Below are 13,756 nucleotides of genomic sequence, written 5' to 3' on the forward strand. Positions count from 1 at the left end.
AGCATAATGAAAACCAAAGATGCAACAGAAATTTTAAAAAGACTTGGCTGGAAGACTTATCGCCATGAAGTTGGAGATACATTGGCTTATTATCATCTCTCCGATCGTATAATACGCATTCTCTATGATGTTGTAGATTATGGAGAGGATGGTGGAAGGTTGCGGCTATCAGTTGCTCTTACCACCGCCGCTTATTGTCTTGCTGAGGAATATGATAATGGCGAACAGTCGCGCTATGAATATGGTGATATGTTGATTTATGCAGAAGAAAATTTCGGAATTGTGGCACAGAATCTTTCAGGAAGTCATATTGAGGAAGCTTTGAATAGGGTGATTGTGTGGGCGAAAGCACAAGATATTGAACAAAAATTGCGTGAAGAAGCCGCCAATCATTCTGCTGTTGCACAAGCATTGCTTGGCGATATTGATGCTTTAAGGTCTGATAAGCCGGCACCTCAATTACATGTACCAGAATTTGCAGATTACAAAGCGATGACGCGGTATGAGCGCCTCATTCTTTTTGCGCAAGCTTATAAAAACGGAGAGTTAGACGATATTCTAACGCGTAAAAAGCCCAAACAGCGCTCGATAAGCTTTACAGCAGCAAGCCGTATTCTTAAAACCCAAGGGTGGTTTTCTACGGAACCTGGAAAAATGTGGCTCTCTTTGCCAGATCGCTTTATTCAGTTTGATTTTGGTTTTTTACATCTCCATAACAATTACAATGTCCGTCTTGAAGCTGAGATCTCTAACGAAGAGATTTCTGTGGCTTGCAAATATATTTACTATAGGAGAGAATATATTTGGATACGACCTACGGATATTTATCAGTCTTTTAATACGATTGGGGGAGGGATTTTTAGCGGTTTTGATAAAGGGATTGATATTTGTGTGGGAACATTAAATGATCACGAGCTTATCAAAATTTCTGAGCGGGTGATACAATGGGCACGCGCCCAAGATTTACAAGCATCGATCGAAAGTAAAACACTTGTTCAAAAATATAGCTACACTCTACGTATAATCTGGCATTTGGCTTGCTTAGCATTGACCGGTAAGATTGATATCCTGAAATCTTATCAAAGTTTTCTAGAAGCAGGTACGATTTCTGAACATTTGGATGACGATGAAGTAGAAAAATATGTTAACCATGCCGTTGAATTTGCTGAAAAACATCTGAAAATTCTTCATGAGAGAGAGGAAGCAGAAGCACATCTTGGTCCACAAGCTTTGATTACTTTCAATAAAGTTACAGAGCAATTAAAAGTGATGGGCTGGACAGTTTATCGTGATAAAAACTACAATCGCAATGCTTATTTTGTAAGTAAAGACCGTATCATCAATATAATGTATAACCTTCAAAGTGATGAAGAAGAGCCGATTGTTGCATTTAAGGCTTCCCTTTCAACACTTAGTTTTTCTACTGCTCATAGAGAGATTTTCTATAATATGCCTCAATATATAGCCCTCAAAGAATCAGAAGAAGTTTATACAGTTTCTAGTACTGAATTGGATGGAGGCAAAGTTAAGGAGATTTGTACAGATATACTTGAGTGGGCTGATCGGCAAAATGTCAATCAGATCATTTATAATTATGTAGCATTTCCCCCAGACAGTGAACTTGATCTTGTAGCGCGTCACCTTATTGCGCTTGTTTTGATTGGGGATGTTGAAAAGCTCAAATCTTATAAGGAGAATTTTAGAAAGGGAAATCCTTTAGGTTTTGTGGAAGAAATCTCAAAATATAGAATTGATAATCTTCTCACTCTTGCACGGGGTTATCGAGCGGGTTTTCCTAAAAACGCTCCGATTTTGTCCCTTGATCCCCAAACAACATCTATTGATTCCAAAACTGTTGCTGTTGAGGCGATAGAGGAGGTAGATGAAGCGGATGACAATGATGATCGTCTCACTATGGAAAGTGCAACAGCACTTTTAAAAAGCTTAGGCTGGTCGACTAAAAAAATCGATGGTGATGATTATATAGCAAGCTATCAATTGGCTGATCGTGAAGTAGACATTCTTTATAACGATGAAATTGCTAAAGATTGCCCGCAATTTGATAGCGCCTTTTTGATTAGCACGGGCATTCTTTCCACCGCTTGTAAATTCATTGATCCTACCAACATGCAAGATTTCCCAGATTTAGAACTTAATTTTGAAGCCAAGGGATTAGAAATCTTTGAACCAGAGGTTAGTGAGGACCGCTTAAAACAAGCGCTTGATGATGCGCTAGAATGGGCAGTCAAAGAGATTGATCTTTCTGAAAGACTTCGCTCTGATTATGGCACTTCTCCTTGGCAACAGGATGCAAAGTCCAAAACAGACAATAAGGATTACGCTTTGCTTCATATTGGTGCTCTTGCTTTGTTGGGCGATATTGAGACTTTACAATCTTATCAGAAAAGCTTTACGGCAGGTGATCATCTAGGTTTTGACGAGAGTATCGGCCAAACCCACCTAGAACGTGCATTAGCTTTAGCCAAAAAAGTAGAAAAAACCAAGCAACTGAGCTACGCTTTGATTGAACAGGTGGCAAAAGATTTTGATGATCAACAAGAGGATATCAGCAAGGAGCAACCCCGCTCGTGGAAAGAGAAAATAGTCAATTTTATCGGAAAAAAAGACAAGAAATAGCACTTTAAAAATATCAAAAAGATTTCAGAAATTTAGAAAATAAGGCGCGATCCAAAGCCTTGATCACTAGTTGAGAAACTCAACAGTGGTGTGGCTCTGATCATGGTTTTGGTGCAAGATTTTAAGGAAATAACCTATTATTCCATAGATTATCAAAATCTCTTTATAATGGGTTTTTGTCACTTTTATTAGTTCTTTTTTACATCACTATCTTTCATATCGCCCTCTTTTTAGAAAGTAATACGTTATTAAAATCGGTTCCGTGAGGGGCTTGCATCATAAAAACTTCAAAGCCTTGGCTATAGGCACGCTTTGGTAGGATGAAACCTGCTTTACGCCCCGCATTATCACCATCATTGCAATTGTGAGACGTGTTTTGATATCGGGTAAATTTACACGCATCATGCCATGGGTAGAAGTGGATGCCCGCAAACGCACAAGATGCGATAACAAGCAAGACAGCAAAGCCATACCGGTTTCATGCCCTCATAAATGACAAGATACGGTTGATTGGCTTGGCTTAAATGCACATCGCCGTCTAACAGAGCCCAACATAGCTTTTGTTGGTGACAAATCTGTTTTGCTTTTTATCTTCAGAACAAAACTGTTTTGAAAAAGAGAACATGTGAGAATAAGCTTGTTTACCAAGGTAACCAATTCTGATGAGAGTTTGTATGATCTTTCTAAAAGAACAGCCAGCATAACAATATACTAAGAGACGCTCATCATTTCTATTGGCAGGGGATAAACTAGGCAGCCTATCATTATGGGTAGGACAATGGGGAAGTCCATAATGCTCATACCAAACACCATGCAATGCATTGGTTATGCTCTGAGCATTCATATATTTGTACATTTTCTACCCTATGATGTTGCGTCACAGGAGGTTTTTTCTATAGGAACGCCGACAATATTCATAATTGTTCTTGAAGTTAGAAACTAGGATACAAAAATATATGGATTGTTTTATAGTATGAAAAGTCATTATAGAGAATGAAATGAAGAAAATCTTAAAATTATTGAGTGGAATAGCGTTTTCCGCTATATCTGGATGTTACTCAGATCAAACTCCCCTAACGGTTGTAGATACATGGGAAAAGTCTGGTGCAGATAAGCTTGAGATAAAAAAAGCTTTGTTAGAATGCGGAACGCAGACTTTTTCTGATCTTTCTTCAGAAAAAGGTCTGAGCATTCGTGAAAAACTCAATGCGCATGCATCCGTTGATGCTTGCATGCTCCAAGCGGGATTTCGTAATAAATTTGAAGAGCCGAGGTGGTGTGAGCGTGAGAAGTATAAAGTTTATAATCTTTCCATTTGTCGTCCAGGCGCTGTTATTCCTCAGCGAAGTGTTGAGATACGCTTAAATAGTCCTTATTGTAAAGAGAATAAAGATCAACCGGAATGCCAGCCTTAAGTCTTGCTACTTGTGATGAGAAACAATTCCCCATCTCAACAATGTCTGAAGCAATATGACAATAGGGAATGCGTTGAGCATTTATCTAGTTAACATTTTATTGTATATCGTTGCTGTTTTGCTTGCTCGATGACATTGATAAGATCTGATTGTAACCAACGCGATAAAAAACCAAATTTTAAAGGTTTTGGGAGAGATCCATTAGTCACATGACGGCGAAATGTCGAAACACTCATATGAAGCAGTTTTGCACTTTCACGGTCTGTTAAAAGAATATCATTTTCTGTCATACTAAAATCCTTTCAGTCTCAAAAAACAGAAACAAATCATAAGTATTTATTAACCATATTTTTGAATCATTTGAAAGGTATTTAATCTATAAAAAACAGTGTTTTATTATAGTTTTTCTGATGTGATAATTTATGACTCTTATTGAGATGATATGAGAGAAAAGAAAGCTAAAGTTATCCACAAATCATGGGGTTATGCACCCCATCTGTTAAGATTGACCGGTGACATAAGCTGCTCATTTATCCATATAGACACGACGCTGTTCTAGATAGTCAGTACGACGATAGGCACGTTCTACTTGCCCTCCTACCACATGCCCCAGAATAGTTTCAGCGACCTCATAGGGGGCATCGGTTGTTTCAGCAAGCCAATCGCGTAAACTAGACCGAAACCCATGGGGGCATGCTTTTAGTCCAGTCTGTTGCATATATTTTAACATACATTTCTCACCAAGAGGATCACGACCAGTTGCAGAAAAAAAGAAACCATTACGAAAAAGCAAGCGCGCTTGTTTCAAAATTTCTAATGCTTCTGTTGATAAGGGCACGCGAAATTCTGTTGTAGCATCACGCCTTCCTTTCATATTTTCAGCAAGGATTGTTCATAGATCCCCCTCAACCTGATATGACGCAAAGGACGTGTGCAAACGCCTGTCAAAATAAGCAAACGTAATGCCAGATATGTTATGGTTGTTGTTTTACAAAGCGCCTGATAAAAGGCAGGGACATCTCTCCAATCCATAGCTGGTCTATTCGTGATCTTATGGCGTTGTTTGCCTAATAAAGCTTGTGCTTTTTCTGTTGCCTGTAAATCAACATCCAATCCTAAGGCAGCAGCATGTTTAAGACAAAGATTAAGACGCATCAATGCTTTCTCTGCTGTTCTAGCTTTTGTATGCCAAATAGGGGCAAGAGTATTGCGTATCTCTGTTTGAGTAATCTCTGAAACCGGCAGACAGCCTAATTTAGGGAGAATATGTAGGCGTAAAGGTGCAAACCAGTTCCCATCTTTGCTGTCACCTTTTAATTCAGCTTTACGGCTTTCAAAAGCATCTAAAGCAATATCTTTTAAGTAATGGAGATTACGCATTGCCTCACGCTTTTGTTTATTGCGTTCTTTAATGGGGTCACGCCCCTCACGTAAAACAGAGCGCCACCCAGTTGCACATTCACAGGCTTGTTTTAAAGAGACGTCTCTCAAGGTACCCAAGCCCATTTCATAGCGGCGCCCATGAAGGGTATAGCGTAAAATCCATTGAGCACCTCCATCTTTACGCTTATGAAGAAGCAAGCCTGCACCCATCATTATATTTTCCAGCCCCCAATGTTGCGACAGCCCTTGCATTAAGACGGTTCATAAGAGCCATTTTTACTCTTTTATTCTAGTGTTTTTACCCACACACTTATCCCGCTTATAATGTGCAAGCAAATGATTTTGATTGATTCAATATAAACAGGTTTAAAATGAGAGAATTTTACGATATTAGGGAGTCTCGTTCAAGTTACAAAACAACGATTTATCTTTATAAATAAATATTTTGCCTGATACAGATAAAAAATCCCATTACTTCGTTACTTTTGAAGACAAAGCAACTGTTGTAAAATTTAGCAAATGAACACCACTCTACGTAAAATCATCAAAAAGCACTTAGGAATATAAATACTTTTGTTTCGAATATAATGAACTAACTGTCTTAGAAAAAAAACAGCATGTAGATATCAAATACATCAATGATCGTCATCTACTGTAGTGTTAAGGGGTGTTATATCTTTATTTTTCTTAATTTTTATAACTCCAATAATTCCAGTGAAAATAATTAATGCAGACATAGCTAAAAAAGAGCTCACTAATCCCACGAGTGCAAAAAGTCCAGCAATAAAGCCAGACATTGCTTCCGCAGAGTTCGCTAAAGTTGAAAAAGTTCCAAAACTCTTACCAAAATCATCACGACGAGAATATAATTGAATAGCTGAGACTAAACTAATATCCACAAATGCACCAATAAATCCTAAAACAAAGGCTAGCCCTAAAATTAGTTTTAAATAAAGTCCTGCTACTAAGGGCATAACAAACATAATAACCCCATACAGAAGCCAAAATACCATTAGCTTTAATGATGTAACATTTAATATAATTTTGCTATATAATAAACCACCTACAATAGTTCCAACAGCAATGAGAGAAAAAATATAACTAACAAAGCTTTCCTCTCCACCCACAGAAAGCACAAAAGCTGGAATTAAAAATCTTAAAGTTGCACCAGTAAATAGAATAGCAAACGATGAGCCAACGAGCGTAATAAATAAATTATTATTTTCTGTAGAAATATATTTAAGATAGGAAGCTATTTCTCGATAAATTTTTATAAAATTGAATAGTTTATTCTTACTTGAATTTAAATTCATTAGATTAAATAACACTATAATAGATATAAAATAGGTAAAAAAATCAAAAATGAGTACTGTCGATTTATTTGCTAAAAAAAGCAGTACCGAACAAACTAAAGGGCCAATTATGGATGCAGTTTCGTCTATAATTTGTGAAATGCTATTTGCCTTTGTAAGCTCATTTATTGAAAACATTCTCGGAATAGCAGCTTGAAAACTTGGTTGAAAAATACTTCTTCCTATCGTTGTACATATTGCTGCAAAAATAAGAACAATAATATGTGCGGTATCTGTTATATAGGTTATAAAAACTAATAATGAGGCTAATAATCTAACAAATTCACTTAAGATCATATTTTTCTTCAAAGAAAAATTATCAGCTAACCAACCTCCTATCGGGCCAAAAAAGAGAAAAGGGATAAATCGAAAAAAATACACAAGACCTGTAAAAAAGTAGTTATCTGTTAATTCTAAGACAAGTAAAACAAAAATAACTTCATAAGCATAATCACCAACTTTAGAAATAAAGAGAGAGCAAAAAAGAGTTAATGGACTCTTTTTAAAAAATAAATTCATATCAACCATCCGATATTAAAATTTTCTACAGTTAAAGTTACACTCCATTTAATACAATTTGTTATATGAACTTCGAAAGAATTGTATATTTTAATAAAACACTTAATAAGTTAATAGAAAACTTTTAAATAAATAATCATCATGATACAATCATTTAGACCAATATAAAGCAATATAATAATTTTTTTATTAGTTTCTTTTTAAAAAAATAAATAATGTAAAAACTATTATATTAAAATATACCATATTAGTACAATAAATATCTCACTTTATTTCACACTAGTGTGATATTGTTATTAATATTTATATAATGTAATATTATATTTATTCTTTTATAAATATTTTTTGATAAGAATTGATAAAGTCAACACGAATAAATAGGGAACCGTACTTACTTTTGTCAAGAATGCTGTAACACTCACTATTCTTGATGACAGGTAGAAGATGCTTTTTAAGTAAATATTGATCATGTTATTTTTTCCTGAAGATAGCAATGTGTAGGTACTCATTGCCTATAAGGAGATGTGCTTTAAATTTCTTGCTGAAGTAGGAAATTATCAAAATAAGTCAGATTTTAATTTTGATTGCAGTAGAAATATTTATTTTAGAATGACAAAGATATTTATGCACAAGCCATTATCATAAACCTTGATAAACTCAGATTCACTCTTGGCTGTTTGCAACACAGCCCCAGTCGTTCTATAGGCTTCATCATAAATGATCAGATGAAATTTCGGTAAATAGTATTTCTTTTGCGCATCCGCTTGATTCACTTAACCATGAAATTTGTGGCATGTTTATTAGAAATTTGCATAGTTTTTCACAACAGGATTTAGAAAAACTTGGAGAAAAGAGACGCGCTTTGTAGAGGAATGTTAAAAAATCCTATTCCCTTACTTTTATTTAGGCATCCAGAACCTTAAAAAAGATATATAATATCAATAAGTTGTTTATGGTATAAAATTGAATGGTGGGTGATGAGGGGATCGAACCCACGACCCGCTGATTAAGAGTCAGCTGCTCTACCGACTGAGCTAATCACCCACGTTATCTCAAAAGATAAGAATGAGCGGATCTATAATGCTCCTAAGGAAAGATGTCTAGATATTTTATTGTTCTTTATATGAAAATGGTAAAGTCTATAGCTTAATTGGCTAATTGGCTGTACGATTAAATATGATACCCCTCTTGATCTTATATAAAAATAAACCCATTATAGAAGAATCTATGAATAAATGTTCTGATTGTTATACGGGACTATAGTTGGAGGATCGTCGAGCGTAATGCCCGAACAAAATTCAGAGGAGCCTTCTTGTGGTTATAAGCAGTTTAGGCCTTCGTTCTGTTTTATAAATTTTATCAGTAATTGTATGCATTTAAGGGATATTTTGCCGTTGTTTGCTTTGAGCGAAATCTTTTTGCGTTCAATGTACTTGAACAATTGTGCGAATGAAAGCTCATGAATTTGTTTTGTCAATTGCGCGCTTTTAAGCTTTTAAAGAGATTTTTGAAGGGTGAACTATGATGGAATGGATCACTGATCCCCATGCGTGGTTTGGTTTGGTCACATTGGTTTTTCTCGAAATTGTTTTAGGCATAGATAACCTTGTCTTTATTGCAATTTTAGCCGAAAAATTGCCGCTACATTTGCGTGATCGTGCGCGCATGATAGGCCTTACTTTAGCACTAGTTATGCGACTTTTTCTTCTTACGGTTATTGGATGGGTGATGAATCTCGATACGATAATTCTTTCATTCTCGTCTTTTGTATTTAGTTGGCATAGCATTATTTTAATTGGCGGTGGGGCTTTTTTGCTGGCAAAGGGAACGCTAGAATTACATGAGAGGTTGGAAGGGGTACCGCATGAAAGAAAAACAAGGGTTGCTTATGCTGTTTTTTGGCAAGTAATTGTTCAAATCGTGGTTCTGGATGCCGTTTTTTCCTTAGATAGTATTATTACTGCCACAGGTATGATTATAAAAGAGCAGGCAGTGGTTATGTATATTGCAGTTATTGCTGCTATGGGTGTGATGATGTGTGGATCTGGCGCTCTTATGCGTTTTATTAATCGTCATTCTACTATTGTAATTCTTTGTCTTGGCTTTTTGATGATGATTGGATTTACTCTCATTGTTGAAGGATTTGGCTTTCATATTCCAAAAGGGTATTTATATGCTGCTATCGGTTTTTCTGTTCTTATTGAAGCTTTTAATCAAATTGGACGTCGTAATCGTGAAAAGATGATTACAACAAATGATCTACGTGGTCGAACAGCTGATGCTGTTTTGAGGCTTTTGGGAGGGGGAAACAAAGAGGGTAATCTTGGTGAGACTGTAGATGTCATTGCTGAACAAGCTGCAGCTTCTGAGTTATTTCGACCGGAAGAAAAAGAGATGATTCGTGGCGTTCTTGATTTGGCTGATCGTCCTGTTCGCTCTATCATGTCGCCGCGCAATGAAATTGAGTGGTTGGATTTAAATGGCGATGAGAATGAAATGCGTGAAGAACTACAACAGGTTAAACATAGTCGCTTAATTCTTGCACGTGATAAAGTGGATGAATTTGTTGGTGTTGCTTTGACAAAAGATCTTCTTTTGAATTTGGCTGAGGGAAAAAAGATTAATTGGAAAAAAGCTATGCGAGAACCACTTGTTGTTCATGAAAATACAAGCGTTTTACGATTGATGGAGCAATTACGCCATTCTTCGATTCAGCTTGCAATTATTGTTGATGAGCATGGCTCTTTTGAAGGGATTGCAACACCAACCGATATTCTTGAGGCTATTGCAGGTGATTTTCCTGATGATGATGAAGAGCCCATGATAGCAGAACAACTTGAAAATGGAAGTCTTCTTGTTGAAGGATACGCTGATATTCGTCGTTTAAGTGGTTATCTTGGGCGTAATCTTGTTGATGAGGCAGATCGTTATACTACTCTGGCAGGATTTATGCTTTGGCAGTTTGGTCATTTGCCGAATGAGGGGGAAAGCTTTGAAACTGACGGTCTATGCTTTAAAGTTATCGAAATGGATCGTCGAAATGTATCTAAAGTCCTTATCTCTCCTCTCGTGTAGTCGGAAAAAGCTTATTATTTTAATAGGCAAGGTAATAGGAAAATATCTTTTTATTGTAGAGAGCGGAAAGGATATGGAGATTGGTGGTTCGATTATGATGTCATTGTTTTCTAGCGGGGTTTTAAGAGTAAAGGATGGACTATGCAAAAGTTAAATTATCAATGAATTTTTATGCTAAAGAAGGGTTTTTATTGATAATCTACTAGAGGAAGAAGTGAGAAAATGACGCAGAGCTATTTGTGAAATGGTCATTAAACTTAAAAAAGAACTCCTTTTATGGAAAGTATTATAGAGTGTATTGCACTAAAAAATGACAATCCTAATATTCAATGTTGAAAATCGATTGAAGGTTATAGAATCTACTATTTTTCTATAAAAGATATTCGGTAGACTGGTGAGGTAGGTCTTTTTAAAGGGAAATTGCAAGTTTATGTATCTTGATACAGTGGAACTAGTACAGAAAAAGGGCGCTTTAATACTTAGTATAAAAAAGATAAGTGAAGAATAATGATTGCGTTAACTTACATAAGAAGCCTAGTTTAACGCGGTTATTTCTATTTACACATGTACAAAAAAGAGAAAGGCTTTGATCTTTTTTTATTTATTCAGGTGGTGTTTTGGGAACTTGCTTCCAGTATTGTTGCGCTTCAAAAATTGCTACAACAAATAACGAAATGATAAGCGGTATAATCAAATAAAGCATTCTAAATACAATAAGTGCTGCGATAACATCAGTTGGATTTATATTGGGCATACCTGTTATGAATAATGCTTCAAGAACACCAATCCCCCCTGCTGGAGCATTGGAGAGAAGAGTTATCGTAAAAGATGTTAGGAAAACACCGAGCACAGAAATAAAATTAACATCTGTGTTGTGTGGAAGAACCGCGTATATAATTCCTGCTGCTGCTAAAAGTTCTAAAGGGCTAATAAGGAGCTGTTGAATGACAATTTTTAATCGTGGATAGGAAAGTTGAATTTTTTTGCCCAAGTGTAAGGGTTTTAATTGAAGCCAGCTGCCAAAAGCATAGAGTGCTATACAACCAAGAAGGATTGCGCCAATTGTTGTTCCAAGCCATTCAGGAAGCTCATCATGAATGAGAGTGATAATTTCGGGTTGCAAAATCAAAACGATCCCAAAGAGTAAGATTGTGCCTATCACAAAGGTAAAAGAGCAAAAACCCACCAATATCGCGATTTCTGTTCCATTTAATCCTTTCATTTTATAGGCGCGATAGCGCACGACCGCACCAGAAAAAACGGAAGCACCAATATTATGTGAAAGGGCATAAGTAGTAAACGAACATATCGCGATAAAAATCCAAGAAATCTTATGACCAAGATGCTGCAAGGCAATTCGGTCATATCCAGCAAGAGCCGCATAAGCCAAGAGAGAACACGAACAGGCTAACAGCCATTGTTGTGCATTTAAATTGCTCAAGCGTTCCAATACATCATTAAAAGAAATGGCAGAGAGCTTTATATAAAGAATGCGGATAGATACCAGCATTGCTAAGATACCAATAAATGGCCATATAAATTGCTTTATTTTCACGCTTCTATACCCATTTTATATTTTCTGTAAATTCAATTCATGATTTTGCATATTTTTTACAGATCTCTTCCCTGTTAAATGTTCTATAACACCATTGGCAATTTCTTCACCATCAGTTACTACAACATCTGCACCTAAATCAACGAGATAAGTTGTTTCTACATCGGATAGTGCATGCGTGATTATCTGGATATCCTTCTTCATACCACGTATATTCACTATACATTCTCCTACTTCAATGGTACTTCGCATTGTAATAACAACTTTGTGTGCATTGCTCATATTTGTTGCGTTCATTATTTCTGGTTGAATGATATTGCCACAAATCACCTCGAAGCCATCCGTAATCGCTTGGTCAGCGAGGCGTTTTGATTCTTCCACTATCACCACAGGTTCACCTCTGTTTACTAAAGATAATGCAACACATTTACCAATATGACCGTAGCCAATGATTACGATATGGTTGGTTTTTAAGGTTATTGGTAAAAATTCATTGTCAGGATTTTGCGGATCAATATCAATGATTGTTTGTGTATTTTGTAAATTTGTAGGAGAGTTCTCTAGACGTTTTTTAATTTTGTTGCAAGCCATGAAAACAAGTGGATTAAGCAAAATAGAAAGAATTGCTCCTCCAAGAATTAAATCGTGGGCATCGTTGTTTAAAAGCCCTAAGCTCAGACTTAAGCCTGCAAGAATAAAAGAAAATTCTCCGATTTGGGCAAGACTTGCAGAAATGGTCAAAGCTGTTGCATTAGAATAGCGAAAAGCTTTAACGATGAAAAAGGCAACAGCTGATTTTCCTAGTATAATAATGAATAACGTTGCTAAGAGGGGGAAAAAATGAGTCAATAGCTTCCCTGGGTCAAATAACATGCCCACAGAAACAAAAAAGAGAACAGAAAACGCATCTCGTAGTGGTAAAGATTCTTCTGCTGCACGATGGCTTAACTCTGATTCACTCATAACCATGCCAGCAAAAAAGGCACCAAGAGAGAGAGAAACACCAAATAAATGAGCTGCTCCGAAAGCTACTCCTAATGCAATAGCAAAGACACTTAGACGAAATAATTCACGTGATCCAGATTGTGCACTCATTTTTAGTAACCACGGGATAACACGTCGCCCAATAATTAGCATAAGTGCAATAAATACAATAACTTTCAGGATAGTAAGACCAAAAATTCCCCAAATACTTAAGTCTAGCCATTGAACAAGAGGATCAAACGCTTCTTTTTTTGTATTGCTAAGGACGTTTGCTAATGATGGTATAAGGACAAGGATAAGAACCATCGCTAAATCTTCAATAATCAACCATCCAACAGCAATGCGTCCTTTTTCTGTTTCAATAAGATGGCGTTCTTGCAAAGCACGCAGCAGGATAACGGTACTTGCTATTGATAAAGCTAAACCAAAGACCAAACTACCGCTGAAGCCCCATCCCATGATTAAACCAAGGCACAAGCCTAGAAAAGTAGAAAATGCCATCTGTGCAATGGCCGCAGGGATAGCGATAGCTCTTACAGATAAAAGGTCTTTTAATGAAAAATGAAGCCCAACACCAAACATCAGCAAAATGACACCAATTTCAGCGAGCTGGTTGATAATAACGGAATCTATTCTAAAGCCACCTGTATTGGGACCGACAATAACACCGGCTAACAAGTATCCTACAAGTGGTGAGATACGCAAACGGCTAGCAATCATTCCTAAAAGAAATGCTAAACATAAACCTGCGACAATAGTTGTAATCAGTGGTGTATCATGGAGCATAGAATATTTACGACTTTTTATTAAAAATGAATGTGTTGAAACGATTGTAA

The 13,756-nt window shown here is 36.4% G+C and carries 9 protein-coding genes, 1 tRNA gene and 1 pseudogene; 3 read left to right on the forward strand and 8 right to left on the reverse strand.

The annotated features are described in order from the left end of the window. Positions 1-6 precede the first annotated feature (6 nt). A complete protein-coding gene (locus LBE40_RS01995) occupies positions 7-2,637 on the forward strand; it encodes a DUF6990 domain-containing protein (RefSeq protein ID WP_252615217.1) in 2,631 nt (876 codons plus the stop codon). Between the two features lie 214 nt (positions 2,638-2,851). Here the strand turns inward: LBE40_RS01995 and LBE40_RS08425 are convergent, their stop codons facing one another. Together LBE40_RS08425 and LBE40_RS08430 are read right to left on the reverse strand one after the other, a co-directional pair. Further along, complete coding sequence (locus LBE40_RS08425) at positions 2,852-3,094, reverse strand: toprim domain-containing protein (RefSeq protein ID WP_338070534.1); 243 nt, start codon at positions 3,092-3,094, stop codon at positions 2,852-2,854. Positions 3,095-3,175: 81 nt separating this feature from the next. Next, positions 3,176-3,493: a hypothetical protein gene (locus LBE40_RS08430; protein ID WP_004859310.1), complete on the reverse strand. Its 318-nt coding sequence runs from the start codon at positions 3,491-3,493 to the stop codon at positions 3,176-3,178. Between the two features lie 142 nt (positions 3,494-3,635). Between LBE40_RS08430 and LBE40_RS02005 the strand changes: the two genes are divergently transcribed. After that, positions 3,636-4,052 carry a hypothetical protein gene (locus LBE40_RS02005; RefSeq protein ID WP_004859308.1) on the forward strand — a complete coding sequence of 139 codons (417 nt, stop codon included), beginning with the start codon at positions 3,636-3,638 and terminating at the stop codon, positions 4,050-4,052. Between the two features lie 89 nt (positions 4,053-4,141). Here the strand turns inward: LBE40_RS02005 and LBE40_RS02010 are convergent, their stop codons facing one another. From LBE40_RS02010 to LBE40_RS02025, 4 genes and pseudogenes are all read right to left on the reverse strand, one after another. Beyond that, complete coding sequence (locus LBE40_RS02010; RefSeq protein WP_004859304.1) at positions 4,142-4,342, reverse strand: helix-turn-helix transcriptional regulator; 201 nt, start codon at positions 4,340-4,342, stop codon at positions 4,142-4,144. A 236-nt stretch (positions 4,343-4,578) separates the two neighbouring features. After that, positions 4,579-5,709: pseudogene (locus LBE40_RS02015) on the reverse strand (tyrosine-type recombinase/integrase). A 361-nt stretch (positions 5,710-6,070) separates the two neighbouring features. Further along, positions 6,071-7,306, reverse strand: a complete 1,236-nt coding sequence (locus tag LBE40_RS02020) for an MFS transporter (protein ID WP_004859295.1) — start codon at positions 7,304-7,306, stop codon at positions 6,071-6,073. Between the two features lie 968 nt (positions 7,307-8,274). Then, positions 8,275-8,350 (reverse strand) — tRNA-Lys (locus LBE40_RS02025). Between the two features lie 477 nt (positions 8,351-8,827). Here LBE40_RS02025 and LBE40_RS02030 point away from each other — a divergent pair. Beyond that, the gene (locus tag LBE40_RS02030) at positions 8,828-10,381 is read left to right on the forward strand and encodes a TerC family protein (RefSeq protein WP_004859292.1); all 1,554 of its coding nucleotides are present in this window, start codon (positions 8,828-8,830) and stop codon (positions 10,379-10,381) included. A gap of 601 nt (positions 10,382-10,982) precedes the next feature. Here the strand turns inward: LBE40_RS02030 and LBE40_RS02035 are convergent. Beyond that, positions 10,983-11,936 carry a lysylphosphatidylglycerol synthase transmembrane domain-containing protein gene (locus LBE40_RS02035; RefSeq protein ID WP_004859286.1) on the reverse strand — a complete coding sequence of 318 codons (954 nt, stop codon included), beginning with the start codon at positions 11,934-11,936 and terminating at the stop codon, positions 10,983-10,985. Positions 11,937-11,951: 15 nt separating this feature from the next. Beyond that, positions 11,952-13,706: a cation:proton antiporter domain-containing protein gene (locus LBE40_RS02040; protein WP_004859281.1), complete on the reverse strand. Its 1,755-nt coding sequence runs from the start codon at positions 13,704-13,706 to the stop codon at positions 11,952-11,954. Positions 13,707-13,756: the final 50 nt, after the last annotated feature.

Source organism: Bartonella taylorii (genome assembly GCF_023920105.1).
In the GTDB taxonomy this organism is placed as follows: Bacteria; Pseudomonadota; Alphaproteobacteria; order Rhizobiales; family Rhizobiaceae; genus Bartonella; species Bartonella taylorii.